Source organism: Williamsia sp. 1135 (assembly GCF_002095395.1).
In the GTDB taxonomy this organism is placed as follows: Bacteria; Actinomycetota; Actinomycetes; order Mycobacteriales; family Mycobacteriaceae; genus Williamsia.
Map to the genome: position 1 here is coordinate 71,542 of NZ_MJEI01000089.1, position 18,165 is coordinate 89,706.

Annotated in this window: 19 protein-coding genes; 4 read left to right on the forward strand and 15 right to left on the reverse strand. The window is 66.0% G+C overall.

Features of this window, described 5'->3' with window-relative positions; genetic code table 11:
- Nucleotides 1-15 precede the first annotated feature (15 nt).
- Complete coding sequence (locus BFL43_RS12190) at nt 16-315, forward strand: SelT/SelW/SelH family protein (protein WP_084892825.1); 300 nt, start codon at nt 16-18, stop codon at nt 313-315.
- Here BFL43_RS12190 and BFL43_RS12195 read toward each other — a convergent pair.
- The 6 genes from BFL43_RS12195 to BFL43_RS12220 all read right to left on the reverse strand — a co-directional run bounded on the left by BFL43_RS12195 (nt 312) and on the right by BFL43_RS12220 (nt 5,224).
- Nucleotides 312-806: a pyridoxamine 5'-phosphate oxidase family protein gene (locus BFL43_RS12195; RefSeq protein ID WP_084892810.1), complete on the reverse strand. Its 495-nt coding sequence runs from the start codon at nt 804-806 to the stop codon at nt 312-314. The genes BFL43_RS12190 and BFL43_RS12195 overlap by 4 nt on opposite strands.
- Complete coding sequence (locus tag BFL43_RS12200) at nt 803-1,255, reverse strand: SRPBCC domain-containing protein (RefSeq protein WP_084892811.1); 453 nt, start codon at nt 1,253-1,255, stop codon at nt 803-805. The genes BFL43_RS12195 and BFL43_RS12200 overlap by 4 nt, the downstream gene beginning before the upstream one ends.
- Entirely contained in the window at nt 1,252-1,599 is a 348-nt protein-coding gene (locus tag BFL43_RS12205) for a metalloregulator ArsR/SmtB family transcription factor (RefSeq protein ID WP_084892826.1), read from the reverse strand. The genes BFL43_RS12200 and BFL43_RS12205 overlap by 4 nt, the downstream gene beginning before the upstream one ends.
- A 274-nt stretch (nt 1,600-1,873) precedes the next feature.
- The gene (gene purB / locus BFL43_RS12210; protein ID WP_084892812.1) at nt 1,874-3,301 is read right to left on the reverse strand and encodes an adenylosuccinate lyase; all 1,428 of its coding nucleotides are present in this window, start codon (nt 3,299-3,301) and stop codon (nt 1,874-1,876) included.
- Nucleotides 3,302-3,374: 73 nt separating this feature from the next.
- The gene (locus tag BFL43_RS12215; protein WP_084892813.1) at nt 3,375-3,974 is read right to left on the reverse strand and encodes a TetR family transcriptional regulator; all 600 of its coding nucleotides are present in this window, start codon (nt 3,972-3,974) and stop codon (nt 3,375-3,377) included.
- Nucleotides 3,975-4,072: 98 nt separating this feature from the next.
- Nucleotides 4,073-5,224: a pyridoxal phosphate-dependent aminotransferase gene (locus BFL43_RS12220; protein ID WP_084892814.1), complete on the reverse strand. Its 1,152-nt coding sequence runs from the start codon at nt 5,222-5,224 to the stop codon at nt 4,073-4,075.
- Between the two features lie 97 nt (nt 5,225-5,321).
- On the opposite strand from BFL43_RS12220, the gene BFL43_RS12225 reads away from it, so the two are divergent.
- Nucleotides 5,322-6,272, forward strand: coding sequence for an alpha/beta hydrolase (locus BFL43_RS12225; protein WP_084892827.1), 951 nt, complete (start codon nt 5,322-5,324; stop codon nt 6,270-6,272).
- Between the two features lie 136 nt (nt 6,273-6,408).
- On the opposite strand, the gene purD is transcribed toward BFL43_RS12225, so the two are convergent.
- The 5 genes from purD to BFL43_RS12250 form a co-directional block, all read right to left on the reverse strand.
- Nucleotides 6,409-7,659 carry a phosphoribosylamine--glycine ligase gene (gene purD / locus BFL43_RS12230; RefSeq protein ID WP_084892815.1) on the reverse strand — a complete coding sequence of 417 codons (1,251 nt, stop codon included), beginning with the start codon at nt 7,657-7,659 and terminating at the stop codon, nt 6,409-6,411.
- Nucleotides 7,660-7,669: 10 nt separating this feature from the next.
- Nucleotides 7,670-8,971, reverse strand: coding sequence for a low temperature requirement protein A (locus BFL43_RS12235; RefSeq protein WP_346425962.1), 1,302 nt, complete (start codon nt 8,969-8,971; stop codon nt 7,670-7,672).
- Between the two features lie 18 nt (nt 8,972-8,989).
- A complete protein-coding gene (locus tag BFL43_RS12240; RefSeq protein ID WP_084892816.1) occupies nt 8,990-9,310 on the reverse strand; it encodes a nuclear transport factor 2 family protein in 321 nt (106 codons plus the stop codon).
- Between the two features lie 106 nt (nt 9,311-9,416).
- A complete protein-coding gene (locus tag BFL43_RS12245; protein ID WP_084892817.1) occupies nt 9,417-11,573 on the reverse strand; it encodes a glycosyltransferase family 39 protein in 2,157 nt (718 codons plus the stop codon).
- A complete protein-coding gene (locus BFL43_RS12250; protein ID WP_084892818.1) occupies nt 11,570-12,844 on the reverse strand; it encodes a bifunctional glycosyltransferase family 2/GtrA family protein in 1,275 nt (424 codons plus the stop codon). The genes BFL43_RS12245 and BFL43_RS12250 overlap by 4 nt, the downstream gene beginning before the upstream one ends.
- 418 nt (nt 12,845-13,262) lie before the next feature.
- Between BFL43_RS12250 and BFL43_RS12255 the strand changes: the two genes are divergently transcribed.
- Nucleotides 13,263-13,688: an HIT family protein gene (locus BFL43_RS12255; protein WP_084892819.1), complete on the forward strand. Its 426-nt coding sequence runs from the start codon at nt 13,263-13,265 to the stop codon at nt 13,686-13,688.
- On the opposite strand, the gene BFL43_RS12260 is transcribed toward BFL43_RS12255, so the two are convergent.
- From BFL43_RS12260 to BFL43_RS12275, 4 genes are all read right to left on the reverse strand, one after another.
- Nucleotides 13,678-15,141, reverse strand: a complete 1,464-nt coding sequence (locus BFL43_RS12260; protein ID WP_084892820.1) for a HAMP domain-containing sensor histidine kinase — start codon at nt 15,139-15,141, stop codon at nt 13,678-13,680. The two genes, BFL43_RS12255 and BFL43_RS12260, sit on opposite strands and share 11 nt — an antisense overlap.
- Nucleotides 15,138-15,836: a response regulator transcription factor gene (locus tag BFL43_RS12265; RefSeq protein ID WP_084892829.1), complete on the reverse strand. Its 699-nt coding sequence runs from the start codon at nt 15,834-15,836 to the stop codon at nt 15,138-15,140. The genes BFL43_RS12260 and BFL43_RS12265 overlap by 4 nt, the downstream gene beginning before the upstream one ends.
- 72 nt (nt 15,837-15,908) lie before the next feature.
- Nucleotides 15,909-17,090, reverse strand: a complete 1,182-nt coding sequence (locus tag BFL43_RS12270; RefSeq protein ID WP_084892821.1) for a winged helix DNA-binding domain-containing protein — start codon at nt 17,088-17,090, stop codon at nt 15,909-15,911.
- Nucleotides 17,090-17,476, reverse strand: coding sequence for a RidA family protein (locus tag BFL43_RS12275; RefSeq protein WP_084892830.1), 387 nt, complete (start codon nt 17,474-17,476; stop codon nt 17,090-17,092). Before BFL43_RS12275 ends, BFL43_RS12270 begins: the two co-directional genes overlap by 1 nt.
- An 87-nt stretch (nt 17,477-17,563) precedes the next feature.
- Between BFL43_RS12275 and BFL43_RS12280 the strand changes: the two genes are divergently transcribed.
- A complete protein-coding gene (locus BFL43_RS12280; RefSeq protein ID WP_143695278.1) occupies nt 17,564-18,055 on the forward strand; it encodes a hypothetical protein in 492 nt (163 codons plus the stop codon).
- The last annotated feature ends 110 nt before the right edge of the window (nt 18,056-18,165 follow it).

Sequence of the window (18,165 nt, forward strand, 5' to 3'; positions counted from 1 at the left end):
TGCAACAATGACCCCGTGACTGAATCCAACGCGGCCGTGACCATCACCTACTGCACACAGTGCAACTGGGTTCTGCGGGCATCCTGGATGGCCACCGAATTGCTGAACACTTTCGGCACCGAGTTGGGGTCGGTCACGCTCGTCCCGGGCACCGGCGGCGTCTTCTCGATCGACGTCGACGGCGAGCTCATCTGGGAGCGCAAGCGTGACAACGGTTTTCCTGACATCGTCACGCTGAAGAAGCTCGTACGCAATGTCGCGGCACCGGAGTGGGATCTCGGCCACGCAGACAAGACCGATGCCGAGCAGGCCTAGTCGCTGCCGCTGATCGCCGACGGCGCCGCGCCCGGAAACCGGGTTTCGAAGTCGAGTACACCCACCCAGGTGGGCCGCACGGCAATGCGGTGCATCGTCGCACCGTCGGCGCGCAATCCCGCGAAGTACTCGTCGGCGGCACCGGCGGGCATACCGCGGCGCATCGTCAGCTCGTACTCGGGCACAATGCCGTCGACGTCGGTGACCACTGCGTCGCCGCGCAGCAGCAAGACGTGTGGCGGTGCGTCCGCGGTGTCGATCGTGATCGCCACGGCAGGGTTACGGCGCAGCGCCCGCACCTTCGCGGCGCCGGTGAACGTCGCCATCACCAATTCGGTACCGGTCCACCAGTGATTGATAGGGAGCACCCGCGGAGTTCCGTCGGACGCCGTGTAGGCCAGGCGAGCGGGGATGTCCATCTGCAGCAGTTCTTGTGCGACAACTGACTGCATGAGGCCGAGGTCGCCTTGCGGCAGCGTGTCGATGGTCATGACGCCGCCTCCACGAACCTGTGGAGCTTGTCGAACGAACTTCCCCAGCCTCCTTTGGCGCCGTCGTCCGAGCTCAGCGGTCCCGGTGCCAGCAGGTGGAAGGTCATGGTGGTCGTGCCCGGTGAGGATTCGACGAAGGTCACCGTGCAGACCGAAACCGATTCCGCGTCGGTCGGATCGCCCCAGGAGAACACCAGCCGCTCCGGCCGGGATACCTCCCGATAGACGCCTCTCGAGGCGAACTCCTCACCATTCGGACCCACCACCACACCCCCGTATTCACCGCCGGGCCGACCTTCGCCATACATCCGGTCCCGCGGCATCGTGAAACCTTCAGGACCCATCCATTGCGAAGCCTGATCGCTGTCGACCCAGGCGTCGAACACCACCTCGGGCCTGGCGGCGAACTCCCGCACGATGGTGAACTCGCGAGTTGCTGTGTCTGTCATGGTTCTTCCTCTCGGTTGCCGGATGCCGTGATCCGATTGATGTGTTGCTCGAGGCGGTCGAAGCTGCTTTCCCAGAACCGGCGGTAGTCGCCGAGCCACGCGCTGGCCTCGGCGAGTGGGCCGGCCTCGAGGGAGCAGGGCCGCCATTGCGCGTCCCGCCCCCGTGAGATGAGGCCGGCCCGCTCGAGAACCTTGAGGTGCTTCGAGATCGCGGCCAGGCTCATGTCGAACGGCTCCGCCAGAGCCGACACGGTCGCCTCACCCTCGGACAACCGAGCCAGCAGTGCCCGTCGAGTGGGATCGGCGAGAGCCCCGAACACGGCACTGAGCTGATCTTCGCCCACGACAACGTCTCCTATGTATTCAACCAATCAGTTATTAACTGATGAGTTGAATACTATCCCCGCCTGGGCTGTTGTCAACCCTGATCGGCACGCTCGACGGCCGGTTCGGCACGCTCGACGGCCAGTTCGGCACGCTCGACGGACCCACAACGGTCTCGTGGCCCCGCACGTTCTGGACTGAGGAGGAGCGAGCGAAGCGATGCGACCGACGAGGGAAGAACGTGCGATCAGGGCCGCGACGACCCAGCGAGCGGGCGAGCAAAATTCAGCACAGCTAGAGAATCGGAGCAGGACCATACCCAGCGGCGTCGGGGTAGTCCTTCACCAGCTTTCCGACCTGGGCGACAACGTCTGCGACCTGGTGTTCGGCGGCACCGATGAATGCGGATTTGTCTGCGAGTGCGGCGTCGAGCGCGGCCCGGTCCAGCGGCAGCCGGTCGTCTGCGGCGAGCCGGTCCAGCAGGTCCGGTTCGCGACCGTCTTCGCGCATCGCGAGCGCCACCGCCACCGCGTTCTCCTTGATGGCCTCATGGGCCACTTCTCGTCCGACCCCGGCGCGGACTGCCGCGATCAGCACCTTCGTCGTCGCGAGGAACGGCAGGTACCGATCGAGTTCTTTCGCGATGACCGCCGGGTAGGCGCCGAATTCGGCGAGCACGGTCAGGAAGGTCTCCATCAACCCGTCGATGGCGAAAAATGCGTCGGGGAGGGCAACCCGCCGGATCACCGAACAGAAGACGTCACCTTCGTTCCACTGTGCACCCGCGAGCTCGGCGGCCATCGATCCATAGCCGCGGAGAATCACCTGGAGTCCGTTCACGCGCTCGCAGCTGCGGGTGTTCATCTTGTGTGGCATCGCCGAGCTGCCGACCTGACCCGGCTGGAACCCTTCGGTCACCAGCTCGTGACCGGCCATCAGCCGGATGGTGTGTGCGAGCGACGACGGGCCTGCCGCGACCTGCACGAGGGCGGAGACGACGTCGTGATCGAGCGACCGCGGGTAGACCTGGCCCACTGAGGTGAGTGACTTCGAAAAGCCGAGATGCTCAGCGACTTTCGCCTCCAACTCGGACAGCTTCTCGACGTCCCCGTCGAGCAGGTCGAGCATGTCCTGACTGGTGCCCATCGGCCCCTTAATGCCGCGCAGCGGGTAACGGGCGATGAGTTCGCGCAGCCGGGTGAGCGAGATGAGCAACTCGTCGGCAGCTGATGCGAACCGCTTGCCGAGGGTGGTCGCCTGCGCCGCGACGTTGTGGCTGCGGCCCGCCATCACCACCGACGAGTACTGTGCGGCACGCTCGGCAAGGCGGGCTGCGGTCGCGACACCATGCGCGTGGACGTGCTCGAGGGAGCGCAGGATCTGCAGCTGTTCGACGTTCTCGGTCAGGTCGCGGCTGGTCATGCCCTTGTGGATCTGCTCGTGCCCGGCGAGTGCGTTGAACTCCTCGATCCTGGCTTTCACGTCGTGACGGGTCACCCGTTCGCGATCGGCGATCGATTCGAGATCGATGTGGTCGAGGACGCGCTCGTAGTCGGCGATGGCGCCATCGGGAACGTCGACGCCCAGGTCGCGTTGCGCCTTGAGGACAGCGATCCACAGCTGCCGCTCCAGCACGATCTTGTGGTCGGCGGACCACAGACGCACCAGGTCAGCAGAGGCGTAACGTCCGGCCAGGACGTTGGCCACCCGCGGTTTGGTCACTGTCAATTCTGATTCAGGCACCGGCCCATTATGCGATACGCCGACAGGGGCGAGAAATTCGTCGTTCGCGACCTCAGGCCGAGGCGACCGGGGCCAACTGATCGATGACCTCGCACAGCGCCACCTGGGTGACCTTGACCAGGTCGTCGACGGAGTCGGCAAGGGCCCCGATCACGACGCCGTCCTCGACTGCCATGAGCTGTTCGATCCCCGTCGGATCGGTGCTGCGTCCGGACTTCTCCAGAACCTCAAAATGTATGTTGCGTAGCGAGTTACGGTGGTCGACCAACACCTGATGCAGGCGTGGCACGCGCGCACACAGGACTATCGCCTCGTACCGGCAGGTCAGTCGCTCGCGGGTGGTCCGCTCGCCCACGAACACCTCGGCCAATGCCTCGGCGGTGGTCTCACCGCCCCGGCGTCGCCTGGGTAGCGCGTGCGCTCGTTCTGCGATGGCGTCGTGGTCGCCGCGACAGTTGAACGCGACCGCCTCGACGACCAGATCCTCAAGGGAGGCAAAGTAATACGTGGTCGAGGCCAGGGGTAGTTGAGCTCGGTCCGCGACCGCACGGTGACGCACGGCGTCGAATCCACCTTCGAGCAGCAGTTCCCCGGCGGCGGCGATCAGTCTCTCGCGCCGACGCGTTCCTTTGGGGGTCGCAGCTGCTCTCACCCCGCCATGGTGCCAAAGCCGCGCAGCGGTAGGTCCATTTCCGCGAAAATCTGACCCTGGGAAACGATTTCAGCTATTGGGCCATCGGGACGGCATTGTCAGCGCAAGACCGGTTCGAGTCGGCGCAGTGCCTCACCGATGTCATCGGTCGCGCCGGCGAAGCTCATCCGCACGGTCTGGTTGCCGCGACGGGTGTCGAAATCGAGTCCGGGCGCCATCGCGACCCCGGTCTGTTCCAGCACGCCTTCACACCAACCGAGGGAGTCATCGGTGATCGCGGACAGGTCTGCGTACACGTAGAAGGCCCCGTCGGGCGGCGCCACATCGGTGACCCCCAGCGCCGCCAGCCCGTCGACGAGCAGTTCGCGATTGCGGGCGTACCTGCGGACGTGGCCGTCGAGCTCGACCTTCGACTCATTGCTGAACGCCGCGACCGCGGCGTGCTGACTGATCGTGGGCGGGCAGATCGTGAGATTGGCCGTCAGCCGCTCGACGGCACGCCGTAACGGCGCCGGCACCAGCATCCATCCCAGCCGCCAGCCGGTCATGCAGTAGTACTTCGACACCGAGCCCATCACCACCGACTGCCGAGAGGTCTCCCAGGCGCAGGACGTGGGCCTGCCGTAGCTGATCCCGTGGTAGATCTCGTCGGAGATCAGCAGGGTGCCGTGGGCGTCGCACCAGCGAGCGAGGTCTGCGAGTTCGGCCGGATCCAGGATGGTCCCTGTGGGGTTCGCCGGACTGGCGACGATCAGTCCCGCGGGCGGACGATCGAGCGCGTCGAGCATCGCAGTGGTGGGTTGGAAACGCGTCTGGGGGCCACAGTCGAGTTCCACGACCTCACAGCCGAGCGCGGCGAGGCTGTTGCGGTAGGCGGGGTACCCGGGCCGGGCCATGGCGACGGTGTCACCGGCGTCGAATGCCGCCAGGAAGATGAGTGTGAAGGCTCCCGACGAACCGGTCGTGATGACCACGTCGGCTGCCTCGGCCTGGACACCGTAGGTGTCGGTGTAGTGCTGAGCGACCACCTCGCGCAGCGGCATGATGCCGAGTGATTCGGTGTAGCCCAGCGGAGACGCGTCGAGCGCCGACTTCGTCGCGGCCAGGACGGGAGCGGGCGCGGACGTCGACGGCTGTCCGGCGGCCAGCGAGATGACGTCCAGACCCCGCACCCTGCGCTGCGCGATTGCTGCCAACACGTCCATCACGTGGAACATCTGCACTTCGGATCTGTCTGATTGCGACCGCATGAGTTCGAAGTTAGCCTCCTCGACCAGAGGACGTCAGGTGTGTCGTTCGCGTGCACCACCGACCACCGGCGCGCTCGCAGGTACCGTGTATTCCGCAATGAGTACTTTTGGCAGCCGCAACATCAGGGGCAGCGGCGAATCCCGGACACCACGTGGCGTCACCGGCCGTCGCGCTGTGCTGGGTGCCGGACTGGGCCTGGGAGCGCTCGGGATCCTGGCGGCCTGCGGCAAAGACGAACCGGAGCGGGTCGCGCCGCAGCCTGCCCGCGCCAACGACCCCGGGGCGCAGACCACCTCTCCCCCACCGGCGGTCACCGGTGCCGCCGAGATGTTCACCGGAAGTTTCGTGTCGGCGAAAATGCTTGGCCGACAGACCAACTGGACGGTCGCCCGACCTGCGGGCGTGACCGGCGACCTGCCGGTCGTCGTCGTCCTCCATGCCCTGAACACCGACCAGCGCGCAGCCTTCCAGGGTGGGCTGGAGATGCAGAACCTGATGCAGCAATGGGCCACCGAGGGCAATGCTCCGTTCGCACTGGCGTCGGTGGACGCCGCGCGCAGCTATTACCACCCCCGCGCAGACGGCACCGACGGCGGGGCGATGGTGCTCGAAGAGTTCCTGCCACTGCTCGAGGGCACCCCCGAACTCGGGTTGCGCACCGACCGGGTCGGGTTCTTCGGTTGGTCGATGGGTGGTTACGGCGCGTTGCGCCTGGGGGCGATGCTGGGCGCCCCTCGGGTCGCGGCGATCGCTGTCAGCTCCCCCGCCCTGTGGGCCGACCCCGCCACCTTTCCCGCGAGGGCATTCGACAATGCTGCCGACTACCAGGCCAACTCGCTGTTCGGACAACAGGATTCGTTCTCCAAGATCCCACTGCTGATCGAATGCGGGTCAAGCGACCAATTCTTCACCTACACCCGGCAGTGGATGGCGGGGCTGCGTCCACCCCCCGCATTCGGGACCTCGCCGGGCGGCCACACAAACCGGTACTGGCGCGGCGTGCTGCCCGGGCAGGTGACCTTCCTCGGCCGCAACCTCGCGGGCTGAAGTCGAAGGATCTGACAACTCCTCCGGTTCTTGCCACACCCTCCGGCTGCAACAGGAGGAGGTAGCCGAAGTCGGAGGAAATCGCAGGTCCTCCGGTTTCAGCGCGCCCCCGGCAATCAGTGCAACTCCTACCAGATCAGATACTGATCCGGCCCTCTTCGGCTGCGAGGCCGATGTCGCTCCGAAAGTGTGATCCGGCCAGCTTGACCCCGGCGAGCCGTTCGTAGGCCTGGGCGCGCGCCGCAGCGAGGTCCGCACCGACCCCGACGACACTCAGCACGCGGCCCCCGCTGGAGACCACGGCACCGTCGGCGAGTGCGGTGCCGGCGTGCAGAACGCCCTCCGCGTCGGATCCGGTGATGGCGTCACCCGTCCGAGGCCTGCCGGGGTAGTTCTCCGCGGCGAGCACCACGGTCACGGCCGCGCCGTCTTCCCATTCCAGGGGAGGCAACTGGTCGAGCACGCCCGATGCCGTCGCGTTCAGCGCGACACCGAGCGGCGACTTCAGCAGGGCCAAGACAGCCTGGGTCTCGGGATCACCGAAGCGGCAATTGAATTCGACGACGGCGGGGCCGTCTGCCCCGATCGCCAGACCCGCATACAGCAGACCCGAGAACGGGATCTCCCGCGCAAGCAACTCCGCCGCGACGGGTTTGACGACCTCGTCGACGATCCGCTGCGTCATCTCATCCGACAGCCAGGGCAGCGGCGTGTAGGCACCCATGCCCCCGGTGTTCGGGCCGGCGTCGCCGTCACCCACGCGCTTGTGGTCCTGCGCGGGCAACAGTGGAACGACCGTCGCGCCGTCGACGAGGCAGAAGAGCGACACCTCCGGGCCGTCGAGAAACGACTCGAGCAGGACCGGGTGTCCGCTTTCGAGCAGATCGGCAGCGTGGATGCGGGCTGCGTTCCGGTCGGTGGTGACCACGACGCCTTTGCCCGCGGCCAGGCCGTCGTCCTTGACCACCCAGGTCGGCCCGAAGCGATCGAGCGCGGCATCGAGGTGGGCGGGGTTGTCGACGATCTCGCTGTGCGCGGTGCGAACACCGGCAGCGGCCATCACATCTTTCGCAAAGGCCTTGGATCCCTCGATCTTTGCCGCCTCGGCACCCGGACCGAACGTGGCGAATCCGGCGGCACGCAGGGCATCGGCAGCACCGAGCACCAGCGGCACCTCGGGGCCGATGACCACCAGATCAGCGGCGACGGACCTCGCGAGCGCCACCACGGCGTCGGACGAGACGATGTCAACATCGTGGTTGGTGGCCAGCGCTGCGGTACCCGGATTGCCGGGGGCCACATGTAGGTCGGTGACCGACGGGTCGCGCTGCAGGCCCAGAACTAGGGCGTGTTCGCGGCCGCCCGATCCGATGACGAGTACTCGCACGTGCCTGACCCTACCGCCCGGCTGCGCCGCTGCGAACCGACGCCTCCAGCGCCTCGAGCGCCTGGGCGCGGCGAGAAGCACCGACGAGTTCGTCGACGATGACGCCGAGGGCAGGCGCCAGGGCGACCACGAGCAGGCAGATCACCACCGAGACACCGGCAGAGGCGCAGACCATTGCGACCACGAGGATCGCGGCCATCCCGATCACCTCGGCCACATTCACCCGGTGGAAGCCAAGCAAGAAGCCGTAGAGCAGGAAGATGCACGCCAGATAGATTCCGACCGGGATGACCACGGCCGCGACGGCGGCGGTCTCGCCGATCGTCGCCTCGTGTTCGATGTACAGCGCGGCGACGTGCAGCCCGGCGCCCATCATCGCGATCGCCATGAAGATGACGATGTGGAAGTAGCCGAACGTGAATGCGCGGCCTCGGCGCAGGTGCAGCGCCTGCCCGGAGGGCACCACGAAGTAGATCCACCACATGCCGAACGTGATGCCCACGCCCGCCAGACCGAGGACCGCGGTCTCCGCTGTCCAACCCTGCGAGTGCACCACGGCCTGCAGCGCAGCGGCGGTGCCGACGATGCCTTCACCGAGCGTGATGATCGCGAGCAGTCCGTAGCGCTCGGCGATGTGGTGGGCGTGCCAGGGAGTGGTTCCCTCTCCACCGATGTTCTCGGCGATCGCGGGCACCGCCATCTCCGACAGCACCAGCAGCCCGACGACGATCAATGTCTGGTACAGGGTTGTGTCGAGGAAAATGACTGCCACCCAGGCGATCTGCACCACGGTGATGCCGCCGGCGTAGATCAGGCAGGTGCGGCGATAGCTCGGACTGCTCGACGCTGCCCGGATCCACTGCACGACCATGGCCAGGCGCATCACCACATACCCGAGGACCAGCACCCGGTTGTTGACGACACCACCGTGGTGGTCGAGCGATTCGAACACCGGCGCGATCCCCAGGGCCAAGATCAGCACGCCGACCATCTGCACCATCGTCGTCAGTCGGTAGACCCAGTCGTCGGTGTCGAAGGCGGACGCGAACCACGAGAAGTTGATCCAGGCCCAGATCGCCGCGAACGTGCAGAAGATGAATCCGAGCACCGCGGGTTCGAAGTGACCTTCGGCGACGAAATGCGCGACCTCGACTCCTGCAAACGAGAACGCGACCACAAAGGTGAGGTCGAAGAACAGTTCGAGATTTGTCGCCGCCCGCCCGTCCTCGTGCGGGTCGCGGCCGGCCATCCGCGTCAGCCGGTGTTTGAGGTCCGAGTCCGCTACCCGGCCGACCGTCCACCGAGTGCGCACCGCCGGGTTCGGTCTCGCTCATCCGGTGATGGTCATCAGCGAGACGCGATCGCCTGCCGTGGTGAAGCCGAACGTGCTCGGACCGTTGAAACCGTTGCCGCCGACCTGCGCGACGATCGTGGTCACGTGCCCCGACACATCGGCGGTCGTGATGTCGAGGGTGACCTGCTTGCCGATGAACTCCGCGTCCGACCAGTCGGTGATCGCGTCACTGCCGCGGAAGGTCCGGCCCCAGTCGTCGACTGCACCGTCCTCGGTGAAGCCGGCGAGGAACGCCGACGTGTCGCCGGCGTTCGCCGCGTCGATCAAGCGCTGTACGGGGACTGGGATCTCGGTCATGGTGGCACCTTTCTCCTGTGTTCGTCTCGCGAAGGATAGAAGAAAGGTGCCACCTACCGGTGCTCATACGAGATGGCTCGCCGATATATTTCGATCAGCAATCTCCTCAGCTGAGATCGTAGAGCGTCACCGAACCAACCGTGGTGCTGGTGAAGTTCGCCTCGACCCACGCGGTGATCTCCGACGCGGTGCCGCTGCCGCCGCCCATCATCCCGCCGCCACCGGCGATGAAATAGTGGATCTTGCCGTCGGCGACGTACTGCTGGAACTGCGCCAGAGTCGGCGACGGATCACTGCCGTTGAAGCCGCCGATCGGCATGACCGATCGCTCGGTGGCCAACTGATACCCCGATGCGCTGTTGGAGCCGATGGCTGCCGCCACCCAGGTGAAGTCGTCGGCGCTCTGGTTCAGGACCGCAACCAGCTCATCGGTCGGCTTGGATCCCTCCAGCAGTCCCCCACCACCCATGCCGCGGCCGTCTGGGGCACCGCCTCGAGCGGTCGAGCCCGGGGTCGGATTCGTCTGCGAACCGGTTTGATTCGGCATACCTTGCTGCCCGGTCATACCGGGTGGTGCTGCCTGTTGTCCGGTCATACCGGGTGGTGTTCCCTGCAGTCCGGTCATACCCGGAGGGGTCATACCCCGACCTCCCATACGCATGCCGCCTCCCGGCCCGAATCCGCCGGCACTCGCCGGGCCAGCACTCGGGATGGAACCGGCCCTGGCCGACGACACGGTGTCGATGGCGTACGCCGCCGGGCCTGCCAGGCCCAGGACCACGGCGGCCAGCGCAGCGACCACCGCGGAGCGCTGCAGCCCAGCCTTTTTCACTCCGGAGAACAAGAGACCGGCAGCGGCCACGATCGAGCCGATCAGCACGACGTACCGCAGCCACGGAAGGAAGTCGGCGGACCGGTCGAGCAGCACGTACGACATGATGCCGGTGGCAAGGGTCGCGCCGGCCAGCACGAACCGCACCCGAGTCTGGTCTCGGTGCCGCCAGCACATCACCCCGCCGGCGCCCACGAGTCCGGCGATCGCCGGCGCGAGCGCAACGGTGTAGTACGCGTGGAAGATGCCTGCCATGAAGCTGAACACGGCCATGGTCGTGACGAGCCACAGCCCCCACACGACGAGCAGTGCGCGTCGACTGTCGGTCCGCACTGCTCTGCCACACAGCACGATTGCCGCGATACCGAGAATGAATGCAGCCGGGATGAGCCAGGCGTTCTGACCGCCCTGCGCAGATTCGAACATCCGAGTCCACCCGGTCTGTCCCCACATACCGCCGCCACCGCCGGGACCACCACCCCCGCCGGGACCGCCTACGAAACCACCGGTTCCGGTACCGCCCAGCTGCTCGGACATGGCAGTGCCGCCACCACCGCCGGGTGTCACGCTGCCCGTCTCGTTGCCGCTGAGGCGTCCGAACCCGTTGTACCCGAGCGTCAATTCGAGGATCGAGTTGTCCTGCGAACCGCCGATGTAGGGACGCGAGTCCTTGGGCCACAGTTCGACTGCGAGCACCCACCATCCGGCGGAGACGATCATCGCACCGAGCGAGGCGAAAAGGTGCCCGAGGCGCCTGATCCAGGTCTTCTGTCCGAAGGCGATATACGTCAGCGCCAGCGGCGGGATGACGAGGAAGACCTGCATCTGTTTGGTGAGAAAGCCGAACCCGACGAACACGCCGGTCAAGATCATCCACCGGATACGGCCGTCGTCAATGGCTTTCAGGGTTGCCCAGACCGCCGCGATCATCAGCAGGACGAGGAGCGCGTCGGGGTTGTTGAAGCGGAACATCAGCGCGGCCACCGGGGTCAGCGCCAATGCGGCACCCGAGATGAGACCGGCCGCCGGGCCGAAACGTTTCCGGACGATCCAGTAGAGCAGCGCCACCGAGGCGACACCCATCAGTGCCTGCGGCACGATGATCGACCACGAGTTGAGGCCGAAGATGCGGACCGCAATGCCCGGTATCGACAGCGACATCGGCGGCTTGTCGACGGTGATCGAGTTCGCGGCGTCGGAGGATCCGAAGAACCACGCCTCCCATGATTGCGAACCCGCCTGTATCGCTGCGGAATAGAAGGAGTTCGCCCAACCGTTGGCACTCAGGTTCCACAGGTAGAGCACCCCGGTGGCCACGACGAGCGCGGCGAACGACGGTAACTCCCATCGTGGCCGGGCGGTGGGCTGCGGAGCAGGATCCGGTTGGCCCGGTGCCGGATTTGCCGGCGGGCTGTCGACGAGGAGGCTCATGCGGGTACCTCTGCGGCGGAACGGTGCGCGGCGCGGAACACCCAGCGGAATCCGACGAATCGCAGCACCGTGGCGATCAGATTCGCCACCACCAGCACGAGGAGTTCGATGTGCTTGGAGGCGTCCGGGGCCCACATGTGCAGCAACAACAGCGATCCCGCGGTCAGCGCCCACCCGAAGATGAAGATCGCGAAACCCTGCAGTTGGTGTTTCGCAGCGTCGTCCCGGCCGCGGACCCGGAAGGTGAAGGCCCGGTTGGCCGTGGTGTTGAACACGGCCGTGATCAACAATGCGAGGAAGTTGGCGGCCTGTGCACCGGCAAAAGAGTGCAATGCCAGGTAGAGCACCGCGTACGCGATCGTCGAGGCGACACCGACCACGCAGAATCGGACCAATTGACCTGCCAGACCGCGTGGCACACCCGTGACCTGCGGCCCGGGGTCCCCGCGACCGAGACTGTCCCGCAGATCTGCCACAGGTAGCCGTCCGCTCGCCAAAGCCCGTCCGACCCGCCAGCAGCCTTTGACATCTTCGGTTGCGGTCTTGACGATGTCGACCTTGCTGGCCGGATCATCTGTCCAATCCACCGGGATCTCCGCGATCCGCAGGCCCGCCCGTTGCGCGATGACGAGCATCTCGGTGTCGAAGAACCATCCGGTGTCGTCGACCATCGGCAGCAGACCCCGTGCGACGTCGGCACGTATGGCCTTGAAACCGCATTGCGCGTCGGAGAAGCTCGCGCCCATGGCGGTGCGCAGCATCAAGTTGTATCCACGTGAGATGAATTCGCGTTTGGGACCGCGTACCACCCGCGACGATCGCGTCAGACGCGTCCCGATGGCGAGATCGGAGTGTCCGGACACCAGCGGCGCGACCAGCGGTAGCAACGCGTTCAGGTCGGTCGACAGATCGACATCCATGTAGGCGACCACCCGGGCGTCGCTGTGCTGCCAGATCGCCTTCAGTGCCCGGCCTCGGCCTTTGGCGTCGAGGTGCGCAACCCGGACCCGGGTGCCCTCGCCGATGGACGCCGCGAGATTGCAGGCGAGTTGAAGCGTCGCGTCGGTACTGGCGTTGTCGACGATGGTGATACGCGCCGTGTAGGGCATCGAGGAGTCGAGGAAGTCGGCGAGTTGCCGCACGCATCGCGCGAGGTCGAGTTCTTCGTTGAAAACCGGGACGACGATGTCGAGCACCGGCGCTGCGGGGGTGTCGTCGATGATGATGGCCGCGGTCTCGGCCGGGGCATCGTCGAGAGTGTCTGCTGTCATGGCAGTCACTCTTGAACTGAACCCTGCTACGAGACTCGGGCTCGGCTGTCAGTTACCTGTGGGGTGCGCTCCCCGTGGTCAGGTCGATCCTTCGGCTCACCAGCTGTGTCTGAGTTTGCACTTCGGCTCACCAGCTGTGTCCGAGTTTGCACTTCGGCTCACCAGCTGTGTCTGAGTTTGCACCTCGGCTCACCAGCTGTGTTTTTGGCTCGCTGGCGCTCGCGTGGCGAACGGCCTTTCTCGCGTGTTCTTCCTCAGTCGACTCAGTCGCTGCGCTCCCTCGCTCCCTCGTCCAGAACACGCGGCCGTCCGCCGGGCGGGTCGAGTTCGCCGCGCTCACCAACCGTGCCTGGTTGCGGCCGTCACCCGAGCGCCTAACCCAACCACCCCAAAACCCAACCCCGATACAGTGACGAGCATGGCATCGGTTTTCACAATGATCATCAACGGAGACATCCCCGGCCGGTTCGTGTGGAAGGACGACGATGTCGTTTCGTTCCTGACGATCAACCCGGTCACCGAAGGACACCTGCTCGTGGTGCCGCGTCAGGAGATCGATCACTGGGAGAGCGTCGAACCTGCCTTGTTCGGGAAGATCAACACCGTCGCGCAGACGGTCGGTCAGGCTGTGAAGAGCGCGTTCGACGCACCGCGGATGGGTCTGCTGATCGCGGGTCTGGAAGTGCCTCACCTGCACGTTCACGTGTTCCCGGCATGGCAGATCGAGACCTTTGACCTGGCGACTGCGGACAAGGACCCCGATCCGGCGGCGCTTGATGCGATTGCCGACAAGATCCGCACGAAGCTACGCGAGCAGGGCCACGAGCAGTACGTCAGTGACTGACCGAGTGCTGCGGGCCCCCCTCACGCGGTAGTCGCACCCAGAAGGTCGCACCCTGGCCAGGTTCCGAATCGACGCCGACCGTGCCGCCGTGAGCTGCGACCAGTGCCGCGACGATCGACAAGCCGAGTCCGCTTCCGGCCGAACTCTCGGTGCGTTGCCGCGATGCATCTGCACGGTAGAACCGTTCGAACACCCGCGCCCGGTCTTGTTCGCTCAGTCCCGGGCCGGTGTCGGTCATCGACATCACCGCATCCGGACCGTCCGTGCCGATCCGGACTGTGATCGTGGCGTGGTCGGGGGTGTGCCGGATGGCGTTGCCGATCAGGTTGCTCAGCACTTGGGCGAGACGGCCGGCATCGCCCATCACCTCGGGGATGCCCGGGCCGTCGAAGACGTCGACCGTCAGGGTTCGGTCGGGCGCCGCGGCCTTGGCGCCGTGCACCACCTCGGATGCCAACGCGAGCAGGTCGACCGGTGCCCGTTCGAGGGGTCGTTGTGCATCGAGTCGGGCCAGCATCAGCAAATCCTCGACCAGCAGTCCCATGCGGCCTGCTTCGGTTTCGATTCGCGACATCACCTGGTTCGCATCGGTCATCGCGCCTTGGCGGTAGAGCTCGGAAAAGCCCTTGATCGAGGTCAGTGGGGTCCGGAGTTCGTGGCTGGCGTCGGCGACGAAGCGTCGCATGTTGTCCTCGGAACGGCGGGCCTGTTCTTCGGATGCCGCGGTGGCTGCGAACGCCCCCTGTATCTGGTGCAACATCGTGTTGAGCGACGCCGCGAGATGACCGACCTCGGTGTTGGCCGCGGCCGGCGGAACTCGCTGGTCGAGATTCCCCGCCGCGATCTCCTGCGCGGTGTTCTCCACCCGCTGCAGCGGCCGTAAGCTGGTGCGTACCAACAGGTACCCCAGCGCGCCGACCAACAGGATCACTCCCGCACCGATACCGACCTGTAGCCAGATCAGCCGGGTGACGGTGTCGTCGACGTCGGTGAGCTTCACCGCGACGACGGAGGTACCGAACGGCGAGGTGGTCTCGATGACCCGCCAGCGCGGATCACCGCCGCCCACCGAGTTCACGGTCACCGGATCACTTCCTGAACCGCTCAGCTCTGCGAGGTCGGGTTCACCACCTACATCGTTGATTTTGATGAAGACCGAGCCGTCTGCGCGTTGGACCTGCACGAAGAATGGCGACGGTGGCCTACCGTTCGACCCATCGGGCGGACCCATGTTGCCCTGGGGCAACTCTTTGGGCCGGGCCCAGCCCTGCGACGCCTCGCGCAATGACCTGTCGGTTCGATCCATGAGGTTGTTCTTCATCGCCGAGGTGACAGCGATCCCCGACACCAGCAGTCCGAGCATGACGAGCACCAGCGTCAGGGCCACCAGTGAAACCCGCAGTGGCACACCGCGACGAGGCGATGTGGGCGTCGACGCGGCACGCTTGGTCATCGGGGCTCGCGCATCACATAGCCGACACCGCGCAGGGTGTGGATGAGGCGTTTGTCGCCGGTGTCGACCTTGCGTCGCAGGTAGGACACGTACGACTCGACGACATTGACCTCACCGCCGAAGTCGTAGTTCCACACGTGGTCGAGGATCCTCGGCTTCGACAGCACCGTGCCGGCGTTGATCATGAAGTAACGCAGAAGCGTGAATTCCGTGGGCGACAGCGACACCAGTTCGCCGTCCTTCCAGACCTCATGGGTGTCGTCGTCGAGTTCGATGTCGGCAAACGAGATCCGTGGGTTCTGCTCCGGCTTGTCACCGAAACCACCGCGCCGCAACAGCACCCGCAGTCGTGCGACGACTTCTTCCAGACTGAACGGCTTCGTGACGTAGTCGTCGCCACCGATGGTCAGGCCGGTCACTTTGTCTTCCAACGAATCCCGGGCGGTGAGAAACAGCGCGGGCGCCTCGACACCGTCCGCGCGCAGTCGGCGCAGGAGCCCGAACCCGTCCATACCGGGCATCATCACGTCGAGGATGAGCGCATCGGGCCGGAAGGTGCGTGCACGATCAAGAGCCGCGGGTCCGTCGGCAGCGGTCTGGATCTCGAAGCCCTGGAACTTCAGCGACACCGACAACAATTCGCGGATGTTCGGTTCATCGTCGACAACAAGCACGCGGGCACCCTGATCACTCATGCCACCCACCTTGCCTGACCTTCTTCGCCGCATTCTGCCGACAAGCTGGGAGGTTCCTGTGAACCTGGACGATCAGGTGACGTCTTTGAGGAACGGCGCGGGATACCCCGGTTTCGGCCGATGATCTCCGAGCCACACCGCCAATTCCTCCGCCCGAGCCTTCACGGCCTTGGTGGCGGCCCGGTTCACCTTCTCCAACAGGTGCGTCCCGATGGAGCCGTCGGCCCGCTGATACCAGCCACCCACGATGCGGCCGTCCCACCAGAGTGTCTGCCCACCGTTGCCGTTGCTGTCGAACAGGTGCCGAGCGTGCGACCCCAGGTACCAGTCGCGCTGCTTCCAGCCCATCACCGTCGGATCCAGTTCCGGGAGCACCAGCGCTGCAGGCCCCACCACATCCACCGGGTCGAGATCGTCGGGCAGCACGTACCCGACCAGACCGTCCTCGAGATCCACCTCGACCGCGTCGAGCTGCGAAAGAGCGTTTCGTACAGCTGTTTTCGTCGATCCGAGCCACCAGACCACATCAACTTCGGTGGCGGGACCGAACCGCTGCAGATACCGGCGGATCAGGTTTCTGTGTCCCGTCTCGGGATCGTCGATCTGGAGCGGCTCACCCAGCCAATCGGTCATCGACGACCACTTGGGCCGGGACCGGAGCCAGTTCCCGTCGTTGGGTCCCCGCACGATCGTCCCGCCGGCGCACATGTGACTGAGAACCCGCGGACCCATCCCCACGACGCCCGACCAGGCTTTGCCCTCACCGTGCCGTTTGACGCCCTCCAGGGCGGGCAGTTCTTTGCGCAGCTCGGTCGACGACGCGCTCCTGCCGCCGGTCAGCGCCCCGGTGACGGCCTCGCGAGCGGTCTCGATCCAGCCCTCCGGATCGGGGAAGTCGTCACTGCGCCGCAGATCACGCAGCATGTTGGTGCGTTCACTCGCGGCCACCCTCGTACCCACCGCACTGACGGCGTCGGCCAAGGCAGGCCTGCCGAAGACGAAGAGCGTGCGGCGCATCGCGAGTTGCTTGACGAGAGTGCGGTCGACGTACAGCGCGCGATCCAGCTCGGGGATGTCGAACGATCCCATCCGAGCCCAGGTCGACAGGTACACCGTCGACGCGGTGGTGGCATGCAGACCGACGACCGCGTCGGCGACCCCCTCAGCCGTCTGGGCATACGTCTCGGGGACCAATCCATGACGGCGCAGCAGACGCGCGCGACGCTGCTCGGTACTGATCGCCGGGCGGCTCATCAGGCGGGAACGACCGCCACGGCCTCGATCTCCACCAGCTGGTCGTCGTAGGCCAGCACCGTCACACCGAGCAGAGACCCTGCGGGTTTGTGCTCACCGAACGCCTCGGTCACCACATCCCACGCGACGCTCAGATCTGCCTGGAGATTCTCGGCGACGAACACCGTCGCCTTCACGACATCGTCGAGCGACGCCCCGGCCTCTTCGACCGCTGCGGACAGATTGGCCATGCACTGAGCGGCCTGTCTGCTCACGTCACCGGGGTAGACGGTCTGCCCGCCGGCGTCGATCGGCGCGGCTCCCGCGGTGAAGATGAGCGTTCCCGGCGGGACCGTCGCGCTCCGCGTGTGGCCGCCCTGATCCCCATTGATCTGCACAGATGACATGGCGTCATCGTATCGTTCCCCGATCTCCCCGCCGACGACCCGCGCGGCCCGCCGACGCGCAGACCACTTCGGGTGCACAATGCGTCCATGGGACCCGCAGTGACACCGCGCAGCGCGTACTTCGTTCTCGGCATGCCCGATCACGCCCGCGTCGGGACGGGACCCGAGATCAGCCACTCAGAGGTCTACTACGACGAAAAACTCGCCGTGGCCTCCATCGACAGCCACTACGCCCTGGCCCAGCACCTGGCCACCCCGGAAGTGCTCGAGGCAACGGAGTGGTTCGTGCTGACTGCGCTCATCGGCGACGGTGTGAGCCCCACCTACGGCGACCACTTCTTCACCTACAGCACCGAGAACGTCGAGTGGGCGATCGCAGGCGGTTTCACCCGGGCCGATGAGATGACCGACTGGCTGCCGTTCATCTTCGCCGCAGAGGACCTGCACGACCACTGGTCACCCGGCGGTGTCGACCACGGCCTCGTACCGACCGACGCCAAGCGAACCGATTCGATGGACATGTCGCGGCTCTGGTTCGCCCCGGTCATGTCGCAGCGGGTGTTCCCGACCGCGCCCTGATCGACGCCGCCGGTCATTCTCGTCCCCGCCGGGGGCATCCGAGGGCGTATTCGGGCTGTTGCAATTTGAACGTAGTTGGCCGGTTCGGCGTCGGCTTGTCTAGCCGGTTT